Below are 20482 nucleotides of genomic sequence, written 5' to 3'. Positions count from 1 at the left end.
GCGCTCAGCCGCCGAAGCGCACCAGCCACTCCGTGTGGGCCGGCGACATCAGACGCTCCGCCTCCCCCACGGCGTCGGCCCAGCCCGCCTCGGTCACCGTGCTGGACATGGCGACCCGGGCCGCTTCGAGGTCCTGTTCGATGAGGGAGTGAGCGTGCGTCAGCGGCCCGTGCCGCCGTACCTCCTGCCAGGCCACACCCGCCGCGGCGGCCGCGCTGAGCAGTCCCGCCAGATCCGCGCCGCCGAACAGCCCCGTGGTGCGCAGCAGCGCGGCCGCCAGGGCGAACAGGGTCAGGGCGGCGGTGAAGGCCGACCAGCGGGCGGCGGCGCGATGGGAGCGCGAGGCCCGGTTCTTGTACCAGACCGCCTGCTCCAGCAGCCGGTCACGCAGATAGATGTCCCGGCGTGCCGTGTACGACTTGGCCCGCACCGCGCGCATCTCCTTAGTGATCTGCCCCTTGCCGAACTCCCGGGCCTCTTCCCGGCAGTCCTCCCAACCGCACTTGCGCAGCTCGCGCAGTCGCTCCTCGAGGCGCGCGGCGAACAGGCCGTCCGGGTCGGCGACCCCGGAGCGGAACGGGCCGCCGTGCACCATGTACTGCCAGGCGAGCGTCTTGACCAGCTCGGCGACCGCCCGGTGCGCCTGCCAGTGGGCACGGGAACGGCGGCGCGAGGTGCGCACCCCGAGGAGGATCGTCAGGCCGTACAGGACGGCGGCGCCCGCCGCCATCAGACGGCCGGAGGCCTGTTCGACCAGCATGGCGGCCGCGGTGGCCAGGAGCAGCACGACCAAATGGGTGCGGACCCCTTTGAACGAATCACTCTGATGACGTAACGCCCATTGATCACTCTGCCGGAACAACGGTGGCAGGTCCTGGTCCTTCAGCATCGTGCTCGGCGCAGGAGTCGTACCGGCCGCCATGGCGCCCTCCAGATCGCTGCGCGCCCCCGACTTCTTCCGCGCGCCCCCTGAAAGCCAGGGTACGAATGGATGGACCGGCCGAACCAGTCCCCGCACGACACGATGGCCCGACATTCCTGTTGTAGGGTCCGCACTATCGGGACAACACCGCTGGTCCCATCGATCCGAACCGGAGCGACGCAACCGCCATGATCCTCGACGTGACGCCCATGAGGCGCCCCTCCCAGACCCCCGTCTCGGCCGCTCGCCGCACTCGTCTGACGGACATCGACCCGTTCGCGGCCGCCGCCGCACGCACCGCGGGCCGTGTGACGGACGTCCCCGACCGCCGCTCGGGCCGGCCGATCACCTTCAACTCGGCCTCCTGAGATCCGGGCGCGGACGCCGGAACGCCACACGGACCGGGGTGCGCCCGGCGGATCCCTCTCGCCGCGCGTACCCACGCCAGTGGTCCGACAGTGCGTCAATGCGCCCTGCGTTTGTGAGGTTTGACGTGTCGTCGGGTGGGCAGCGTGCCACACTCCTCCAGTGACGAGTCAGGCCCCGGACCATCCACCTCTGAGACAGCTGGTCCTCAAGATCCACAGCAGATGTGATCTGCTCTGCGACCACTGTTACGTGTATCAGCACGCCGACCAGAGCTGGCGGTCCCGCCCGACGTTCATCCGCCCGGAGACGGTCCGTTCCGTCGCCGACAGGCTGGCCGAGTACGCCGCCTCACGGTCCCTGGAATCCGTGTCGGTGATCCTCCACGGCGGCGAACCCCTGCTGGTCGGCCCGGCCCGGCTGCGGGACATCTGCGCGGAACTCACCCGCGTCCTCTCCCCCCACACCACGGTCGACCTGCGGATGCACACCAACGCCGTGACACTCAACCGACGGCACCTCGACGTCTGCAGGGAATTCGGCGTCCGGGTCAGTGTGTCGCTGGACGGGGACCGGTCGTCGAACGACCGTCACCGGCTCGACCGCCGGGGCCGCAGCAGTTACGACCGTGTGGTGCGCGGGATCCGGCTGCTCCAGGAGCCCGAGTACCGTCATCTGTTCAGCGGAGTGCTCTGCACGGTCGACGTGGCCAACGACCCCGTCGCGGTGCACGACGCGCTCACCGCGCTGCGGGCGCCCCGGATCGACTACCTCCTGCCCCACTCCACCTGGGACAGCCCTCCGCCCCACCCCGCGGGGACCGAAACCCCTTACGCCGACTGGCTGCTCGCGATCTTCGACCGCTGGGAGCAGCAGGGCCGGCCGATGCCGGTGCGCACCTTCGACTCGGTGCTCAGCACCCTGCGCGGCGGCCCCAGTCTGACCGAGGCGCTCGGACTCGCGCCCAGCGATCTCGCCGTGATCGAGACGGACGGCACCTTCGAACAGGCCGACTGGCTCAAGACGGCCTACGCGGGGGCTCCCGAGACGGGATACGACGTCTTCCGGCACGGATTCGCGGAGTTCGCCGAGCATCCCGGCTTGCTGGCCCGCCAGTCGGGCCTGGACGGGCTCAGTGACACTTGCCGCCGCTGTCCCGTCGTGCGCAGTTGCGGCGGCGGGCTGTACGGGCACCGCTACAGTTCCGGGCGCGGCTTCGACAACCCCAGTGTCTTCTGTGCGGATCTCCGCTCCCTGGTGGAGGGCATCGCCGATCGGGTGACCGACGCCTCGTTCTCCCGGGCCGTCCTCAGCACCCCCGAACTGCACGCCGCGAACCGGGAGTTGGACGCGATCCTGTTGCGCCGCGTCCAGGAGCAGCTGACGCCCGAACCGGGTTGGCCAGACGCCTGGCGCCTGATGGTGGCCCTGGACGGCGACCCGGACACCGCCCCGTACCTGGACGAGGTCCTCGGGCACCCCTATGTGCGGACCGGCCTCCAGCGGTCGCTCCAGGGGCGCGCCGATCCCGCGCGTTTCATGTCGCTGGCCACCGCGGCCGCGGTGCGGGCGGGGGTGCGTGCCACTCTGGCGTGGGACCATCCCGGCGGCCGTCTGCATCTGCCCACCCTGGGCACCTTCCGGCTGGACGCCCCCGGCCGGATCGAGGTCAGCGTGGCGGCGAGGGGCTTCCGGGTGCGCGGCGAGAGGGATCCGGAGGGGACGCGGGTACGGCTCGACGCGCCCGACGCTCCGTCCCGCTGGCGCCCGCTGGTGCGGCTGTGGGAACCCGACGGCCCGCTCGTCGACGACGCCGACCCCTACCGCGACTGCCATCCGGCGGCCGTGGCACCGCCGTTGGCGGACGAGGAGTTCTCCGACCGGCTGAGACGGGCGTACGGGATCCTGGAGAAGGAGGCCCCGGACCACGGCGGGGACCCGGAGGCGTTCCATCCCACCGTGCTCACCCCGCTGGAGGCGGGCAGCGGTCTCCAGCTCGGCGAGCACGGGTTCGGAGCACTCGGTGTGGCCGTCGATGTGCAACCCAAGGAATTCGCCCGCGAGTTGCCGCGCATCGGACGCCGGGCGAGACTCACCGCCCTGCGCGCGACGGCCGATCTGCACCGCCTGGGCAGCACTGCGGGTTCGCTGCTGGACCAGGCGGACGAGGGGCTGGGCCGTCAGGCGTACGACGAGGCGGCGCGGGCGCTCACCGCCCTCACCCTGCTGCCGGAGCGCGAACTGACCGCCACCGGCGCGGTGCTGGTGGCCCGGATGTGGTCCCGGTGGGCGGGGCACCGTGACTGACCCCTGTGACCCGTTACCGACCGAGGCGGCGAGGAAGGAGCAACTGGTCGCTCTGCTTTCCTCGTTGGGCATCCGACAGGGTGGGCTCCTGATGGTGCACGCCTCGCTGAGCGGCACCGGCATGGCCCCGGCATCGGTGCGGGACGCGCTGCTGGAGACCCTCTCCCCCGAGGGAACGCTGATCGTGCCGGCCTTCACCCCGGAGAACTCCGACACCTCACGGGCGTACCGGCAGGCCGTGGCGGGCCGGAGCGAGACGGAGGCGGCCGAGTTCCGCGCGTCGATGCGGGCGTTCGACCCGGACCGCACCGCGTGCCCGACGATGGGGGCGCTCGCCGAGTGCGTGCGGACCACGCCGGGCGCCGTGCGCAGCACGCACCCCCAGACCTCACTCGCCGGACTCGGGCCACGGGCGGGCACGGTGCTGCGCCGCCATCCGCTGCGCAGCCACCTCGGCAGACTCTCGCCGATGGCCCGGCTGTACGCCGCCGACGCCCAGATCCTGCTGCTGCGGGTCGGGTTCGAGGTGTGCAGCGCGTTCCACCACGCCGAATACCTGATGCGGCCGCGACCGCCCAAACGCACCTACCGGTGCGTGGTGCGGAAGCAGGGGAACTGGGTCTCCTACCGTGATGTCACCCTGGACGACGGCGACTTCGGCGAGATCGGCGCACGGCTCCCCCGCGCCTTTCTGCGCCAGGGGGAATGGGCGTCGCAAGCCGTCGTCCTCTGCGGAATGCGGGACGCCGTCGGCCACGCCAAAGAGCACATGACCAGATATCGCAAGGCTTTGGCCTGAAAACGATGAACCGTCCGGGCGTCGTTCAGGCACATTGTTGGTTCCGGTTCAAGGCGCCGTCGGCGGGGGCGGTCCAGCGGCTTGTCGGCGGGCGGGGGGACGTGTGGACATAGCTGAACGGCTGCACGATCGGGTGCCGGACAACCGGCCTCATTTCTTCCTGTCGTACGCCCACACTCCGCCGTGGGGTCCCGACAGCGGTGATCCGGACCACTGGGTGCGCGTGCTGTACAAGGACCTGTGCAGCCACATCATGGCGCTCACCGATCTGCCGGCCGGCTCCGCCGTCGGATTCATGGACCGGGAGATGCGCTCCGGGGAGGGCTGGCCCGAGAAGCTGAGCGAGAACCTCGCCACCTGCCGGGTCTTCGTGCCGCTCTTCTCCCCGCGCTACTTCACGAGCGAGATGTGCGGACGGGAGTGGTTCGCCTTCACCGAGCGGATGCTGCACGCCAAGAGCACCGGCACGGGCAGTGTGTCGGCCATCGTGCCCGCCCTGTGGACCCGGGTCGAGTTCTCCGAACTCCCCGACTCCGTCCGCCATATCCACCTGGACAACGCGGGCGTCGGCAGCCGCTACGCGACCAACGGGATCTACGGGCTGATCAAGCTCAACCGGTTCCGCGACGAGTACGAGGAGACCGTGCTGGGCCTCGCGGAGCGCATCGTGCGGGTCGCCCGCGAGTCACAGCTGCCCGTCAGCCGCCCCCGCGACTACGAGGCGACCCCCAGCGCCTTCAAACCGCGCGGCTCGGGTCCCCGGCACATCCATCTCACCGTCGCCGCCCCCACCCGCGACACCGTGCCCGACTATCGCGACCGGCATCCGTACGGCGACGACGCACTGAGCTGGAACCCGTACCACTCGGAGTCCACCCGGCCGCTGTCCGCGCTCGCCGAGGACCTCATCCGCTCCCTGGACTACCGCGTGACCGTAGCCGACTTCGACGACGAGGACACCGGCGACCCCGCGGCGGCCGAGTCCGCCGCACCCGACCCGCAGACCGCACGGCCCGGGATCCTGATCGTCGACCAGTGGGCACTCACCGACGAGGAGCGCCGGCACCGGCTGAAGACCTTCGACGCGGCCGCCCGTCCCTGGGTGAGCGCGATCGTCCCCCGCAACCGGGCCGATCTGCAGTGCCGCAGCGAGGAGGGGCAGCGGCTGGCCGACGAACTGGAGCGGTCGATGCCGACGATCCTGGAGCGGGCGCGACGCGGCGACAGCCGGATCGCCGTCAACGGCGTACCCACACTGAACGCGTTCACGGGCGTCCTGCCCGCCGTGGTGGCGCACACCACCCGGCAGTACCTCAAGCACGCCGAGGCCCGGCTGCCGCAGGCCCCGCACGTGCCCAGGCTCCGACTGACGGACCCGCCCGGCCCCGATACGGGAGACGACCACCAAGGAGAGGCATGACGGCCGCCAGGGACGGACGCATCATCACCTTCTACTCGTACAAGGGTGGCACCGGACGGACCATGGCGCTGGCCAACACGGCATGGATCCTCGCCGCGAACGGCAAGCGCGTCCTCGCCGTCGACTGGGACCTCGAGGCGCCGGGCCTGCACCGCTTCTTCCACCCGTTCCTCGACCCCAACGCGCTCACGGCGACCACGGGCGTCATCAACATCCTCCAGGACTACGCCTGGGCCGCCACGGACGGCGCCCACCGCAGCGGGGCCTGGCATCTGGAGTACGCGGACGTCGAGCAGCACGCCGTCTCGCTCACCCCCGAGCGACTGGGCCTGAACTTCCAGGACGGAGGCTCGCTGGACTTCCTCTCCGCGGGCCGTCAGTTCCGCGCCTACTCGGCGACGGCCTCCTCCCTGGAGTGGGACAACTTCTACGACCGTCTGGGCGGCGGCGCCTTCCTCGAGGCTCTGCGCGACAGCATGAAGCGGTCGTACGACTACGTCCTGATCGACTCGCGCACGGGGCTGTCGGACACGGCGGACATCTGCACCCTGCAGATGCCGGACATGCTGGTGGACTGCTTCACGCTCAGCGACCAGTCCCTGGACGGCGCCGCCGAGGTCGCGCACAGCGTCGGGGACGAGCACCGCAAGCGGCGGATCCGGGTGCTGCCCGTGCCCATGCGCATCGACGAGGGCGAGAAGGACAAGGTCGACGCCGGCCGCGCCCTGGCCCGGCTGAAGTTCATGGGGCTGCCCAAGGGGCCGAACGGCGAGCAGCTGAGCGCCGAGGAGGCCACCGCCTACTGGGGCAGCGTGGAGATTCCCTACCGCCCCTACTACGCCTACGAGGAGACGCTCGCCACCTTCGGCGACGAGACCGGCGACCCCAAGTCACTGCTGTCCGCCTTCGAGCGGCTGACCTCGGTGGTCTCCGACGGCGAGGTCAACGGGCTGCCGCCGATACCGGAGTCGGTGCGGCTGCGGTGCCGGGACACGTTCATCCGGCGCCGTCCGCCGGCCGTGGCGGCCGAGATGGTCGTGGCGTACGCGGCGGAGAACCGGATGTGGGCGGACTGGGTCGAGTCGCTGCTCCGGCGGGCCGGGTGCAACGTCACCCTGCACAACCTGTCCGGCGGCCCCCTCGACCGGGTCGAGCCCGCGACCCGCACCCTCGTCCTGCTGTCCAACGCCCTCCAGCGCTCCCGCCACGCCGAGACCGTCCTCGCCGCCCTCATGTCCGCCGAGACGACCCCGGGCGCGCTGGTGCCCGTACGGGTCGACGAGGTCCGGCTGCCGGAGGCGTACCTGGACCGGGGCGGCCCGGTCGATCTCCAGGGACTCGACGAGACGGGCTGCGCCGCCGTCCTCCTCGACGCGCTGGAGCTGCCGGGACAGCTGCCGGACGGCGGGCCGGCCGCGCCCCGGTTCCCCGGGCAGACGCCCAAGGTCTGGAACGTGCCGCAGCGCAACACCACCTTCACCGGGCGCGGGCAGATACTCGAACAGGTGCGCGACCAGTTGCGGGGCGGCATGTCGGTCGTGCTGCCGCAGCCGCAGGCCCTGTTCGGGCTCGGCGGCGTCGGCAAGACACAGATCGCGCTGGAGTACGTCCACCGGTTCATGGCGGACTACGACCTGGTGTGGTGGGTCTCCGCGGAGCACGTCGACGACGTGGTCGCCTCCCTCGCCGAACTCGGCGCTCTCATCGGCGCGCCCGGCGGTGAGGACATGGCCCTGGCCAGCCAGGAGACCGTGCACATGCTCTCGCGCGGGATCCCGACGGAGCGCTGGATCCTGGTGTTCGACAACGCCGACGCGCCCGAGGAGCTCACCGGCTACTTCCCCACCGGCAGCAGCGGGCACATCCTCGTCACGTCCCGCAACCAGTCGTGGTCCCAGCAGGGGGCGACACTCGCGGTCGACGTCTTCCTGCGCCGCGAGAGCGTGGAGCACCTCTCCCGGCGCGCGCCGGGCCTGACCGCCGACGAGGCCGACCAGGTGGCCACCGCGCTGGGCGACCTGCCGCTGGCCGTGGAACAGGCGGCGGCCTGGCTCGCCGAGACCGCCACCCCGATCGCCGAGTACCTGCGCCGGCTCACCGAGCAGACGGCGGCGGTCCTCGCCCTCAACCAGGCCTCCGACTACCCGGAGACGGTCGCGGCGACCTGGAACATCTCCATAGAACGCCTGAAGGAACGATCCCCCGCCTCCGTGCGGCTGCTCCAGCTGTGCGCCTTCCTCGCGCCCGAGCCGATCTCCTCGCAGCTGCTCTACAGCAAGGAGATGATCGACGCCCTGAAGCCGTACGATCCCGCCCTCCAGGAGAGTCTGCTGCTCGGCCGGGTCATCCGGGAGATCGGCCAGCTCGCGCTCGCCAAGGTCGACCAGGTCTCCAGCTCCATCCAGGTGCACCGGCTGGTGCAGGCCGTGATCCGCTCGCAGATGTCGGAGGAGGACCGGCGCACCGCCCGGCACATGGTCCACACGGTCCTCGCGGGCACCCGGCCGGACGGCGACGAACCCATCGACGACCCCGCGTCCTGGCCGCGCTTCGGCGTCATCTGGCCGCATCTGGCCGCCTCCGACATCCGCAACTGCAGAGAGGCGGACCCACGCCGGCTGCTCATCGACCGGGTCCGCTATCTGTGGAAGCGCGGCGAGTTCCCGCGCGCCCAACAGCTCGCCGAAGACCTTCTCGCCCACTGGAAGCCGATCCTGGGCGAGGACGACGTGCAGTACCTCTACCTGCGGTGCCAGCTCGCCAACATCCTGCGGTCGCAGGGGCGTTACGTGGAGGCGCAGGAGATAGACGAGGAGCTGCGCGGCCGCCAGCGACGCGTGCTGGGCACCACGCACCCGCACACCTACGTCACCACCTCCAGCCTCGCCAGCGATCTCGCCGCCCTCGGCGAGTACACCAGGGCGGTGGAACTGGCGAAGGAGGCGCACGAAGGCTTCAGCCAGATCTTCCACGAGTCCCACCCCCGCACGCTGAACGCCGCCAACAACCTCGCGCTGGCCCTGCGCATGGTCGGCAACTACGGCGACGCCCGGCAGCTCGACCAGCAGACCTACGACCGCCGCACCGAGGTCCTCGGCCCCGACCACCCCTACACCCTGGCGTCGGCCGACAGTCTCGGCCGCGATCTGCGCGAGGTGGGCCGCTACGCCGAGTCGGTGACCGTGCTCTCGAAGGCGTACCAGCAGCACAAGCGGATCCTGGGCAAGGACTTCCCCGGCACCCTGCGGTGCGCCAAGTCGCTCGCGGTCTCCCTGCGCCGGGCCGGCCTCTTCGAGGACGCGCTGCGGCTGACGTCCGCGACCCTGGAGCACTACCGCCAGCAGTACGCCGCGCCCACCCCGGACTCCTTGGCCTGTGAACTCAACCTCGCCGCCGACCTGTTCGCGGCCGGTGACCGCCAGGAGGCGCGCGAGGTGGCCCAGCGGGTGCTCGCCGAGTACGTGAAGGTTCCCGGCGAGGCGCACCCGTACACCCAGGCCGCGATGAACAACCTGGCCATCTTCCACTGGGGTTGCGGGGACATGGAGCAGGCCGAGGCCGTGTTCCGCAAAACGATCGAGCGGATGACGGACGTGCTCGGCGACCACCACCCGCACACCCAGTTCTGTTCCGCCAACTACGCCATCGTGCTGGCCGGGACGGACCGGCCGGAGGACGCCTGGAAGCTGGAGAAACGCGCGGTGGACGCCCTGCGCGGCATCCTCGGCGCCCAGCACCCGGAGACCCTGGCCGTCGTCCACAACAGCGCCCTCACCCTCGCCGCCCTCGGTCGCGCCGAGGAGGCCCGGGCCCGCCGCGGGGAGGCCGTGACGGAACTGGAGCGCCAGCTGCGCCAGCTCGGCGAGAACAACGGCATCACGCACTTCGTGGCCCTCGAACGGCGGGTGTACCGGGATCTGGAGCCGCTGGCGGTGTGAGGCGCGCGGACGGCCTCACCGGACGGCCTCAGTCGCCCGGCGTGTCCTGCAGCAGCCAGTCCAGGACGTCCGGGAGGGCCCGCAGGGACGCGAAATGGGCCGCCTTCGGCTCCAGGACGGCTTCGGCCCGTGGAATGCGCTCGGCCAGCCAGGAGAAGTGGGAGGGGGGCGAGAACACGTCCTTCGCGCCGTGCCACAGCAGCACCGGCACACCGATGTGCGCGGGGTCGAAGCCCCACGGGCTGGTCAGCGCGAGCGCGTCGTCGATCCAGCCGTACGGTGAGGTGCGCAGCGCCTCGTGGTAGTTGCGCAGCAGCATCGAGCGGATGCTGTTCTCGGAGACGATCAGCCGGTCCTCGTCGGTCAGGTCGGAGCGCAGTTCCTCCAGCAGTCGCGCCGGGTTGCTGCGGATGGCGTCCGAGCGCGGGATGATGCCGGCGGCGTACCGCTCCGGGTCGGTGAACGCCGTACGGAAGTCCCTGACGTTGAACGGTGTCATGCCCGCGAACCAGTCGAGCCCTTCGGCGTCCCTCGGCGCCAGCCCGACGAGGGCGGCGGCCCGGGTCACCCGTGCGGACAGGATCGCGGCGCAGGCGAGGGCGTGCGGGGCCCCGCCGGACCGGCCGGCCACCGCGAAACGTCCGAGCCCCAGGGCGTCGGCGACGGCGGTGACGTCCTCGACGACGTCCACGACGCGCCGTCCCGGTCTGCGGTCCGAGCCGCCGTATCCGGGCCGGTCGAAGCTGATGAGGCGGGCCCCGCGCTGGTAGAGGAACATGGCCCGGGGCCGGGGGCCGACCCGGCTGCCGGGCATGCCGTGCAACAGGAACACCGGTCTTCCGCGGGGATCCCCCGAGATCTCCACGCGCAACCGCCGTCCGCCAGCCGTCCGCACCAGGTCAGGCACCGCCGTGTCCCCCTCCCGCGCCCATGCCCGGGACCACGTTGCCCGACACCTGCCCGGACGACCGGCCGGTGAAACGAATCTGCAGGTCAACTGGTCCCGGAGAAAGGGGGTTTGGCTCGGTTGCACCGGCTGCCGGGCCCGATCCCGGCGGCGGCCCGCGGACCGGCGGTCCCGTGGTTCAGCGGCGCAGCGTCGCCGTCCGGTCGTCGCTGCCGCCGCGGCCCGCACGGGCGCGTACGCGGTGGTGGTGGCGACGGTGGGGGCGGCGGCGGGCGGTCACCGCCACGACGGCCAGGACGGTCAGGACGGCCACTCCCGCCGCCTCGACGTACAGGGTCGGCCGGACCAGTTCCGCGTCGGTCGACTCGACGAAACCGAACAGACCCGTGGTGAGGCTGAGCACCAGGGCGCCCAGGGTGCCGGCCGTGAAGAGGGCGGTGACCGCGGCCACCGGGGCCAGCCCTCGCACGGGGGTGACCAGCAGCGCCACGGCGAGCAGGATCCCGACGACGCCGTTGAGCAGGAAGAGCGGCCCGATGGTGACGAGGTCCCGGTAGCCCTCGGCCCACAGGCGCAGATGGATCGCGGCCATCGCCGCCGTCAGTCCCGCGCCGGCCAGCCGCAGGACGAGCGTCGTGGCCGTGCGCTCAGTAGCCATTGCTCGTGGAGGTGTTGGTGTCGCTGGTCGACGCCGGGGTTCCGCCGACCGTGATGTGTGTCTTCATACCGAGGTCCTTGTGTCCGTCGACCGGGCAGTACACCTGGTACGAGCCGGGCTTCAGCGTGACCGTGAGGGTCGTGGACTGGCCGGGATCCAGCGTCTTGCTGCGGCTCTCGCCGCCGGGGCCCTCGAGCTCCAGGGCGTGTTCGTGGTGGCCCATGTTCTGCGCGGTGAAGGTGTACCGGCCGGCCTGGAACGTCTGCGTCGAGAGCTGGATGTGGAAGTCGGTCAGCTTCGCCGTGACCTGGGTCCCCGAGGCCGCGGGCTTCGACGGGGCCGGGGCCGTGGTGGCCCCGGAGCCGCTGCCGCTGTTGCTGCCGCCGCCTCCGCAGGCGGCGAGCAGGGCCGTCAGGCCGCCGGCGGCCACGCCGAGGAGTACGCGGTGACGGGTGTGCGGGATGGTCATGTGTCGGTCCTCCGGATCGTCCCCCTGCAAGGGGTACGGACGCGGCGGGCGGAGGGATTGCGGATCGCCCGAGGGAGAATGGCCGCGAGGGAGAATCGCCGCGAGGGAGAATGGCTGTGAGCGCAATCCCTTACGGGCGCCGGAACGTATTCCTGGTATGTGGCGCATGGGCCTTTCCTTCGGGCGGGTGCCTGACGAGGCACTGCTCACCGGTCTGACGACGGGCGATCCCGAGCTCGCCGTGGCGTTCGTGCGCCGTTTCCAGAGCACGGTCTACGGCGTGGCCCTCGCCGTTCTGGGAGACGCCCAGCTCGCCGAGGACGTCGCCCAGCAGACCTTCGAGCGGGCCTGGCGGCACGCACAGGTGTACGACCCCCGGCGGGGCTCCGTACGGGCCTGGCTGACGACCATCGCGCACAACCTGGCGATCGACGCGGTACGGGCCCGGCGGGCGAAGCCCGTCGCGCCGGAGGACCTGGACGCACTGCTCGACACCGTGACCGAGACGCCCGAGCGGCGGGCGGTGGCCGACGACAACGCGGAGCGGGTCCGGCGGGCGGTCGCGGAGCTGCCCCGGGAGCAGGCGAGAGCCCTGGTGATGGCCGGGATCTACGGGATGACGGCCTGGGAGGTCGCCGACGCCGAGCACATTCCGCTGGGCACGGCGAAGACGCGGATCCGGACCGGCACGCGCAAGGTGCGCGCCCTTCTCGAGACGGAGGAGAAGCGGTGAGCGGCATGGAGTGCGAGCGGCTGCGGGAGCAGGGCGCCGAGCTGGCGCTCGGGGTCCTGCCGGCACGCGAGCGGGCCGAGGCGGTCGCCCATCTGGACCGGTGCCCGGACTGCCGGGAGCACGTCGAACGGCTGACGGCGGTCGGCGACGGTCTGCTCGCCCTGCTACCGGCCGCCGAGCCGCCGGTCGGTTTCGAGAGCCGGGTCGTACGGGCGCTGGGCGCGGCCCCCGTGCCGAAGCCCCGCAGGCACCGGCTGCGGCTGGCGGCGGCCGTGGTGGCCGCGACCGTGGCCTGCGGTTTCGGCGGCTGGGCGGTCGGCACGGTGGTCGAAGGCGCGCCGGCGTCGGTCTCCCAGCGGACGGACGTGGGACTGCGGGAGGCCGCCCTGGTGTCGGGCGGCCATGAGGTGGGGCGGATCTTCGCTCACGGCGGTGACCGGAGCTGGGTGTACATGTCCGTCGAGCTCCCCGGGACGGACCGGGGCCCGGTGCGGTGTCTGCTGGTCCGCGCCGACGGGTCGACGGTCCCCGTGGGTTCGTTCCCGCTCAAGGACGGTTACGGGTACTGGGGGGCACCGGCCCCGGTCGATCCGACGACCGTGACCGGCGCCCGTCTGGTGGGCCCGGACGGGAGCGTCCTGGCCACGGCACGCTTCCCGGCGTGAGGTGCGGTGCGGGCGTCAGCAGGCGAGGGCCTCAGCAGGTGACGGTGCCCTTGCGCAGGGCGTGGCCGCCGTCGTTGGTGTCGTCGGACCAGTAGACGGGCTTGGTGCCGGCGACGCACTCGTCGGCCCCGGCCGGCGTGAAGCCCTCGTTGTTGTAGTCGGGCATGCCGGTGGGACGGTCGTGGACGCCGGTGGTGGTGAAGCCTCCGGAGGCGTCGACCCGGAAGGTGCGGTGCTGCCCGTGGCACGTGTCGTCGCAGACGGCCCACAGACGGGTGGCCTGCGGCTCCCACTGGAGCTCCATGACGCCGGCCATCCCGCTGGCGAGGGACGTGACGCGGGTGAAGGCGCCGGAGTCCTCGAGGACATAGCCGTAGATCGTTCCGGTGCCTTCGACGCCGGTGAAGAACACGCCCCCGCTGTGGGCGCCGTAGTGTGCCGGGTCGTAGGCGGTGCCGGTCGAGGCGTCCTTGAAGGCGGCGCCGGTCAGGTAGGCGTCGGGGACCCAGGTGACGGCCTCGAAACCGAGGTTGGAGCCGACGGACGGCAGGTCGGAGGTGAGGTTCCACTCCTTCGCGGCGGTCAGCGTGGTACCCGTGCCGGAGACGTCGTACTTCAGGACGGACAGCCGGCTGGTTCCGGAGACGTCGCCGTTGCGCTCGCTGGCCACGAAGACACCGGCCGCGGATCCGCCGCCGGTGACGGTGACGCCCTCGCTGTCGGGGCTGCCCGAGCCGCCGGGGAAGCGCAGCGTCTTGCCGGAGGTCCACCCGCTGCCGGTGTCGGGGGTCCAGCCGCCGGAGCCGTCGCGCACCAGGCGCCACAGCTTGCCGCTGTTCTGGGCGCCCCACATCACGCCGCCTTCCTGGGCGAGACCGCTGAGGTCCTGGCCGAAGACGTCGGAGGCGTCGGCGGTCGTCACGGAGCTGCCGCCGGGCCAGGCCACCGGGGTGCCTCCGCCCGTGCCGCCGCAGTCGTTGGCGGCGCCCAGGGTCGACCGGGCCGCCTTGAACGCGCCGGTGCCGTCGGGGCAGCGCGACCAGGAGGGGTCGGAGTGCTGACTCCAGGAGAAGCTGTCGACGAGGGTCGTACCGTCCGCCGGGTACAGGCGTGCCTTGTCGGCCGACCCCAGCCCGAACTTGGCGTGCACGTCGAAGGCACGGAACGCGCCCGCGGCCAGGGTGGTCCCCGAAGCGATCTTGTACGACGAGCTGTCCTGGTCGTCCTTGAGGATCCAGCCCGAGAGGTCGACCGTGGCGGTGCCCTTGTTGTACAGCTCGATCGAGTCCTCGACGCTCCCGGTGGTGACCACTTCGTTGATCCGGATGTCGTCGGCCGGGGCGGCGTGGGCCGGGGCTGCGGTCGGCGCTCCGGCGAGGGCCGATCCGGCGACGAGGAGAAGGGCGAGAACACGGGGCCGGCGGCGGGTGCGTGATGCGGTCACGATGTCCGTCCAAGGGTCGCGGAAGACAGGACGCCCCGACGGTCCCGGACCGGACCGAACCGGATGTCCCCCACGGGGCGGACATCCCGTGAACGATGGTCGAAGAACTCCTGTGCAGGGACCGTGAACAGCCCATTTTACCGGGTCAGGTACGGAAGGGCTCGGTCACCGGGAGCAGCGCGGGGCGTTTGGCCCGGCGGCCGTCGCCGGAGGAACGGCCGCGCAGACGACGGGCGATCCAGGGGCCGAGGAAGGTGCCGGCCCAGCGTAGCTCGGTGGCGACGGACCGCAGGACGGTGGCGCGCGCCTCGGCCGCCGGCAGCGGCCGGGTCCAGTCGGCGTCGCTGCCGGGGAGGGCGAGCGCGTGGGCGACGGCGGCGGCGATACGGGCGTGCCCGAGCGGGCTCGCGTGCAGCCGGTCGGCGCTCCACAGGCGCGGGTCGGTCACGACGGGGTGCGCGGCCGTCTCGGCCACCACCACGCCGTGGCGCCCGGCGGCCGCCCTGATGCGCTCGTTGAGCGCCAGGACCCGGGGGCCGAGCGGGCGGGCGAGCGGTGTCATGCGTCCGACGTCGGGGAACGTCAGCGTCGCGACCGTGGCGCCCTGCGCGGTGAGCGCGGCGAACATCGCCTCCAGGTGACCGGCCACCTCGTCGGCGTCGAAGCCCGGGCGCAGCACGTCGTTGACCCCGGCGACCACGGTGACGAGGTCCGGCCGCAGCGCCAGCGCGGGGGCCAGCTGTTCGGCACGCACCTCGTCGGCCCTGCGGCCGCGCACGGCGAGGTTGGCGTAGTGCACACCGGGGCTGTGGCGGGCGACGTGCTCGGCGAGCCGGTCGGCCCAGCCGCGCAGGCCATGGGCGTCGTCGCCGTCGCCGACCCCCTCGGTCTGGCTGTCCCCCAGGGCGACGTAGCGCAGGTACGCACTGTTCGTCATGGACCCGCTCTCCCCATGCAACCGACTATGCAACTGAGCACCTAGGTGCATTGTTGACTATAAGGATAGCGTCGCCCACCGCCCGGCGAGTCGGGGTGCGCCTCGCGGCCCGGACGGCCGCAAGGCGCGGGGCTTCGCCCGAGCGGGGTCAGGACGTGCCGGCCGCCTCCTCCCTCAGTTTCTCCAGGACGGACAGCCGGTCCTCCGCGTGGATCCGCCGCGTCGTCACCCGGTCCGGGTAGCAGCGCAGGAACATGGAGGTGAAGTGGCTGCCGTAGTGCAGGAACTCGGAGTCGTCGGTGCTGTCGAGCGGGCGGGCCGCGGCCTGGAAGCTGGGCTCGTGGAAGTAGGCGAAGGCGTAGCGCTCCCGGTCGGCGAGTTTCACCTTGTGGGGTGTGGAGAGCAGGGTTCCGCCGGTGAGGAACTGGAAGAGGTCGCCGGGGAACACGGTGAAGGTGTGCGGCACCGGCGGGACGTAGGTCCAGAGGTCGTCGTCCTCGTAGACGCCCGCGGCGCTCTCCTCGGGCAGCCAGTTGCGGTTGCGGCGCTCGCCCTCGATCGGGGGCCGGATGTACAGGGCCTGTCCGGCCTCGTCCTGGGTGGCGATGACCAGCAGACCGTAGTCGGTGTGGGCGCCGATGCCGCGGTCGGTACCGGCGGACGCCGCGGGGAAGCGCAGGACGCGCATGTGGTGCCAGCCGTCGTCGGTCAGCCGGGTGAACGCCTCGATGTCCTGGCCGAGTCCGAGCGCGGTGAGCCGGAGGATCCGCTCGCCGAGGTCCCCGGACTGTTCCATGTAGGCGTTGACCGCGTCCCGGTACTGCTCGTCCGGCCAGGGGACGGGGCCGTGGCAGGGCCAGTTCTCGGCGACCCGGGCGTCGTCGAGGGACACGTCCTTGGTGACGGTGAAGATCTCCGAGCCGTCCTGGACGCCGTCGGTCACCTCCTCGCCGGAGGCGACGTATCCGCTGTAGCTGAGGTCGCTGAGGTGCCGGGACTTGTCGGCGAGCGGCAGGGAGAAGAACCGCCGGCTCGCCGTGTAGGCGTCGGCGACCACGCCGCGCTGCGCGGCGGGGATGGCGACCTGGTAGATGCCGTCGCGCTGCCATGCTTCGATCATCCGCTGTCCCAGGCGGATGTCCTCGGGTGTCCCGGTGATGGTCTCCGGGATGTCGAACGTGACGAGAGCGGTCAAGGGAGTTCCCTTCGAGGGTGTACGGACATGCGGGTGCGGGTGTGGTTCGGGGTGGGGCTGCGGGTGTGGCTCTGGGGGGAGGAAGCCGTGGTCAGGCCTTCGTGCGGACCGGCAGGCTCCGTACGCCGCGGTGGAGCATGCTGGGCCGCCATGTCAGGTCGCCGGGCTCGAAGGCCGGGGCCAGGTGGGGGAAGTGCGCGAGGAGGCGTCCGAACGCGATCTCGCCCTCGGCCCTGGCGAGCGGTGCGCCCACGCAGTGGTGGACGCCGTGGCCGAAGGCGAGGTGTCCGGTGGCGGCGCGGGTGACGTCGAGCCGGTCCGGCTCGGGGAAGCGGGTCGCGTCCCGGTTGGCGGAGGTGAGGCCGACGAAGACGAACTCGCCCGCCGGGATGGTCACTTCGCCGACCGGGACCGGCTCGGTGGTGCGCCGGAAGTGGCTGATGTTGGCCGAGCTGTCGTAGCGCAGGAACTCCTCGACCGCGTGCGGCAGGAGGGAGGGGTCGGCCCGTAGCGCGGCCTGCTGGTCCGGGTGGTCCAGCAGGGCGAGGGTGCCGTTGCCGATGAGGTTCACCGTGGTGTCGAAGCCGCCGACGAACAGCACGACGGCGAGCGAGACGACCTCCTCGTGGGTCAGCCGGTCCTCGCCGTCGTGCGCCAGGATGAGAGAACTGAGCAGGTCGTCGGCGGGGTCGGCGCGCTTGGCCGCCACGATCTCGCTCACCAGGGTGAACAGCGCGTTCGACGCCCTGGTCACGGCCTCCCGGTCGGCGTCGAAGGTGAGGACGGCGGAGGTGGCGCGGAACTCGGCCCGGCTCTCCTCCGGCACGCCCAGCAGTTCCGAGATGACCGTGCTGACCAGGGGGGCCGCGAACTCGGTCACGACGTCGAACTCCGCGCGGTCGGCGAGGGCGTCGAGGAGGTCGTCGGCGATGCTCTCGATGCGCGGACGCAGCGCGCTCACCCGGCGGGTGGTGAAGGCCTTGGCGACCAGGGCGCGCAGCCGGGTGTGGTCCGGCGGATCCATGTTGATCATGGATTGCTGGATGGCGTGGCCGTAGTCGCGCTGGCGGCTCATGTCGGTCTGGTGGCGCTCGAAGAGTTGCGCGGCGTCGGCCATGTTCTTGCTGAGCCGGGGGTCCGCGAGGAGGGCGCGGCCCTCGTCGTAGCGGGTGACGATCCAGACCTTCAGTCCGGTGGGCAGGACGGCCCGGACGACGGGGCCCTCCTCGCGGAGCAGGGCGTACACGGAGTGCGGGTCCCGGACGAAGTCGGGGCCGAGCACCACCGGTTCGGTGGTCGGAGGTGGCATGTGCTGACCGCCTTTCACGGCGCTGTGCGGGGTGTTCCTTCAGGGGAGGCGGTCGCCCAGGCGGAGGGCGATCCGGTCGACGGTCCGGGTGGTGCGGGCGGCGTCGACGGGTCTGGCCCAGAACAGGACGCGGTCGACGCCCGCCGCTTCGTAGGCGTCGACGTCGCGCAGGTCGCCGCCGAAGAGGGTGACGGGCAGCGGCTCGTCGCCGCCGGGTCTGCGGGCCGTCTTCTTGAACTCGGCGATCCGGTCGAGGACTCCGGGACGCGCCATGGGGATCCACGCGTCGCCGTAGGCGAGGACGCGTTCGGTGGCCCGGGGGCCGTTGCCGGCGACGAGGACCGGCGGGTGCGGGGCCCGGACGGGCTTGGGCCAGGAGGTGATGTGCTCGAAGTGGACGAAGTCGCCCTGGTAGGAGGCGATGTCATGGGTCCAGATCCGCCGCATGGCCTCGACGCGCTCGCGCAGCACCTGCCAGCGGTCGGCGGGACGGACGCCGTGGTTGCGCAGCTCCTGCTTGATCCAGCCCGCGCCCACGCCGAGGTTCATCCGGCCGCCGGAGAGGACGTCCACGGAGGCCACCGCCTTCGCGGTGACGAGCGGATCGCGTTGCGGAACGAGCAGGACGCCGGTGCCGAGTTGGAGCGTGGTGGTCGCCTGAGCGACGGCTCCCAGGACGACGAAGGGGTCCATGCCCCGCCCGAACTCGGGTGCGAGGTGCGCGATGTCGTCGCCCTCGGGGGTGACGGACGGGAGGTGGGTGTGCTCGGGCACGAACAGGGACTCGAAACCGCGGTCCTCGAGGAGGGCGCCGAGCTCGCCGGGCGCGATGGCGTCCCGGGTGGGGAACATGACCAGACCGAACTTCACGACACCTCGCCGCGGGGTGCGCGCGAGGCCGTGTACGCGGCCGCGAGCCGCTGCCGGCCGAGTTTCCCGCTGGGCAGGACCGGCAGTGCGTCGACGACCTGGATCTCGCCGGGGTGCTTGTACGTCCCGATGCGGCCGGACAGATGCGCCAGCAGCCCGCGCTCGTCGACCTGCCGTCCCGGCTCGGGCTCCACCAGGGCGATCGCCCGTTCACCGGTGCTCTCGTCGGGCACGCCGAAGACGAGGGCGGCGGCGACGTCGGGGTGCGCGGCGAGGGCCTGTTCGATCTCCAGCGGGGCGATCGGATAGCCCTCCACCATGATGAGGTCCTTCTTGCGCCCGACGAACAGCAGGCAGCCGTCGTCCCGTTGCCGCACCACGTCCCCGCTGGCGAGCCACTCGGTGCGGTCGAAGCGGTCCACCCCGGCCCCGTTCCACGTCCCGACGGGCCGGGACGGGGTGCGCAGCAGCAGCTCTCCCGCCTCCCCGGGCGCCGCGTCGACCCTGACCTCGACACCGGGCAGCGGCCAGCCGATGGACGCCTCGCCCACGGCGTCGATCCTCGGCTGCTCGATCACCGGCGCCGCCGTCTCGGTCATGCCGTACACGCCCGTGAGGTGGGCTCCGAACCTCTCGGCGAAGTCCCGGCTGAGCTCGGCCGGGCAGGCGTCGCCGCCCGCGACACACCGGGTCCCGGTCAGGTCGGGCGCCGGTCCGGCGGTGGCGCGGGCCTCGGCGAGCAGGGCGCGGAAGCTGGTGGGTGCGCCGCCGATCCAGCCGAAGCGGTGGGTGCGCAGCATGCGCAGGACGACGTCCGGGGTGTTCACCGGGGTCAGGGCCAGCGGGCGGCCGGCGCGCAGGGAGGTGAGCAGGACGAGGATGCCCCAGGGGTTGATCAGGTTGATCATGTAGTAGGTGGCGTCGGCGTGCCCGACGCCCTGGGCCCAGGTCAGGTCCAGCCCGGCGCCGAGGGTCGCCTGGGAGAGGACGAGGCTCTTCGGCAGGCCGGTGGTGCCCGAGGTGTAGAAGATGGCGGCGAGGTCGTCGGGACCGGCCGCGTCGGCCGGTGCGTCCGGTACGTCCGGTACGTCTGCCAGGAGGTCCTCCCAGGCGGAGGTGGTGGCCGTCCCCGGGGAGTCCAGGATCCACGCCCGCTCGACCGTGCCGCTCTTCTCGGTCACGTGCGCGCAGGGTTCGTGCACCTCGGCCTCGCCGACGTAGAACCGCGGCGCGCTGTCCGCGATCAGCTGCTCCACCTCGACGGCGGACAGCTTGTGGCTCAGCGGCACGATCACGGCGCCGGTGCGCAGACAGGCGTAGTACACGCCGACCAGCTCGTACCGGTTGGTGAGATGGACGGCGACCCGGTCCCCGGTGCGCAGGCCCGCCGCGAGCAGTCCGCCGGTGACCCGCTCGGCGAGGGCGAGGACGGTGCCGTACGAGATCGCGTCGTCGAGCGTGACCAGGGCCGGCGCGTCGGGTCGGCGCAGGGCGGTCTGCTGGAAGTCCGAGAAGATCGACATGGGTACCTCCGGTCGGGACG

17 protein-coding genes are annotated in these 20482 nt (G+C 72.0%); 7 read left to right on the top strand and 10 right to left on the bottom strand.

The features are described from left to right. Positions 1–4: 4 nt before the first annotated feature. Complete coding sequence (locus ACYQ8Q_RS42875) at positions 5–922, bottom strand: DUF4231 domain-containing protein (protein ID WP_460072602.1); 918 nt, start codon at positions 920–922, stop codon at positions 5–7. A 200-nt stretch (positions 923–1122) separates the two neighbouring features. Here ACYQ8Q_RS42875 and ACYQ8Q_RS42870 point away from each other — a divergent pair, with 200 nt between their 5' ends. From ACYQ8Q_RS42870 to fxsT, 5 genes are all read left to right on the top strand, one after another. Beyond that, on the top strand, positions 1123–1290 hold the full coding sequence (locus ACYQ8Q_RS42870; protein WP_460072601.1) for a hypothetical protein: 168 nt from the start codon (positions 1123–1125) through the stop codon (positions 1288–1290). Positions 1291–1450: 160 nt separating this feature from the next. Further along, a complete protein-coding gene (fxsBH, locus tag ACYQ8Q_RS42865) occupies positions 1451–3595 on the top strand; it encodes a radical SAM/SPASM protein FxsBH, inactivated beta-hydroxylase extension form (RefSeq protein WP_460072600.1) in 2145 nt (714 codons plus the stop codon). 91 nt (positions 3596–3686) lie between these two features. After that, the gene (locus ACYQ8Q_RS42860; protein ID WP_460072598.1) at positions 3687–4394 is read left to right on the top strand and encodes an AAC(3) family N-acetyltransferase; all 708 of its coding nucleotides are present in this window, start codon (positions 3687–3689) and stop codon (positions 4392–4394) included. A 103-nt stretch (positions 4395–4497) separates the two neighbouring features. Then, on the top strand, positions 4498–5814 hold the full coding sequence (locus ACYQ8Q_RS42855) for a TIR-like protein FxsC (protein WP_460072596.1): 1317 nt from the start codon (positions 4498–4500) through the stop codon (positions 5812–5814). Beyond that, positions 5811–9752: an FxSxx-COOH system tetratricopeptide repeat protein gene (gene fxsT / locus ACYQ8Q_RS42850; protein ID WP_460072594.1), complete on the top strand. Its 3942-nt coding sequence runs from the start codon at positions 5811–5813 to the stop codon at positions 9750–9752. The genes ACYQ8Q_RS42855 and fxsT overlap by 4 nt, the downstream gene beginning before the upstream one ends. A gap of 28 nt (positions 9753–9780) precedes the next feature. Here fxsT and ACYQ8Q_RS42845 read toward each other — a convergent pair whose 3' ends face one another. The 3 genes from ACYQ8Q_RS42845 to ACYQ8Q_RS42835 all read right to left on the bottom strand — a co-directional run bounded on the left by ACYQ8Q_RS42845 (position 9781) and on the right by ACYQ8Q_RS42835 (position 11786). Continuing rightward, complete coding sequence (locus tag ACYQ8Q_RS42845) at positions 9781–10659, bottom strand: alpha/beta fold hydrolase (RefSeq protein WP_460072592.1); 879 nt, start codon at positions 10657–10659, stop codon at positions 9781–9783. 178 nt (positions 10660–10837) lie between these two features. Next, a complete protein-coding gene (locus tag ACYQ8Q_RS42840; RefSeq protein WP_460072590.1) occupies positions 10838–11317 on the bottom strand; it encodes a hypothetical protein in 480 nt (159 codons plus the stop codon). Beyond that, a complete protein-coding gene (locus ACYQ8Q_RS42835; protein ID WP_460072589.1) occupies positions 11307–11786 on the bottom strand; it encodes a cupredoxin domain-containing protein in 480 nt (159 codons plus the stop codon). Before ACYQ8Q_RS42835 ends, ACYQ8Q_RS42840 begins: the two co-directional genes overlap by 11 nt. A 157-nt stretch (positions 11787–11943) precedes the next feature. Here ACYQ8Q_RS42835 and ACYQ8Q_RS42830 point away from each other — a divergent pair, with 157 nt between their 5' ends. Together ACYQ8Q_RS42830 and ACYQ8Q_RS42825 are read left to right on the top strand one after the other, a co-directional pair. Continuing rightward, positions 11944–12519 carry an RNA polymerase sigma factor gene (locus ACYQ8Q_RS42830; protein WP_460072588.1) on the top strand — a complete coding sequence of 192 codons (576 nt, stop codon included), beginning with the start codon at positions 11944–11946 and terminating at the stop codon, positions 12517–12519. Between the two features lie 5 nt (positions 12520–12524). Then, on the top strand, positions 12525–13184 hold the full coding sequence (locus ACYQ8Q_RS42825; RefSeq protein ID WP_460073738.1) for a hypothetical protein: 660 nt from the start codon (positions 12525–12527) through the stop codon (positions 13182–13184). A gap of 31 nt (positions 13185–13215) precedes the next feature. Here ACYQ8Q_RS42825 and ACYQ8Q_RS42820 read toward each other — a convergent pair whose 3' ends face one another. From ACYQ8Q_RS42820 to ACYQ8Q_RS42795, 6 genes are all read right to left on the bottom strand, one after another. Next, entirely contained in the window at positions 13216–14628 is a 1413-nt protein-coding gene (locus ACYQ8Q_RS42820) for a lamin tail domain-containing protein (RefSeq protein ID WP_460072586.1), read from the bottom strand. 145 nt (positions 14629–14773) lie between these two features. Further along, on the bottom strand, positions 14774–15565 hold the full coding sequence (locus ACYQ8Q_RS42815) for an SGNH/GDSL hydrolase family protein (protein ID WP_460072584.1): 792 nt from the start codon (positions 15563–15565) through the stop codon (positions 14774–14776). Positions 15566–15713: 148 nt separating this feature from the next. Continuing rightward, complete coding sequence (locus ACYQ8Q_RS42810; protein WP_460072582.1) at positions 15714–16760, bottom strand: 2-oxoglutarate and iron-dependent oxygenase domain-containing protein; 1047 nt, start codon at positions 16758–16760, stop codon at positions 15714–15716. Between the two features lie 91 nt (positions 16761–16851). After that, on the bottom strand, positions 16852–18069 hold the full coding sequence (locus ACYQ8Q_RS42805; protein ID WP_460072580.1) for a cytochrome P450 family protein: 1218 nt from the start codon (positions 18067–18069) through the stop codon (positions 16852–16854). Positions 18070–18108: 39 nt separating this feature from the next. After that, complete coding sequence (locus tag ACYQ8Q_RS42800) at positions 18109–18939, bottom strand: LLM class F420-dependent oxidoreductase (protein ID WP_460072578.1); 831 nt, start codon at positions 18937–18939, stop codon at positions 18109–18111. Continuing rightward, positions 18936–20462, bottom strand: coding sequence for a class I adenylate-forming enzyme family protein (locus tag ACYQ8Q_RS42795; RefSeq protein WP_460072577.1), 1527 nt, complete (start codon positions 20460–20462; stop codon positions 18936–18938). Before ACYQ8Q_RS42795 ends, ACYQ8Q_RS42800 begins: the two co-directional genes overlap by 4 nt. Positions 20463–20482: the final 20 nt, after the last annotated feature.

It is taken from the genome of Streptomyces sp. YKOK-I1, assembly GCF_054660435.1.
The sequence above is the reverse complement of the archived record's forward strand: the minus strand, read 5'-3'. Positions and strand labels throughout refer to the sequence as shown.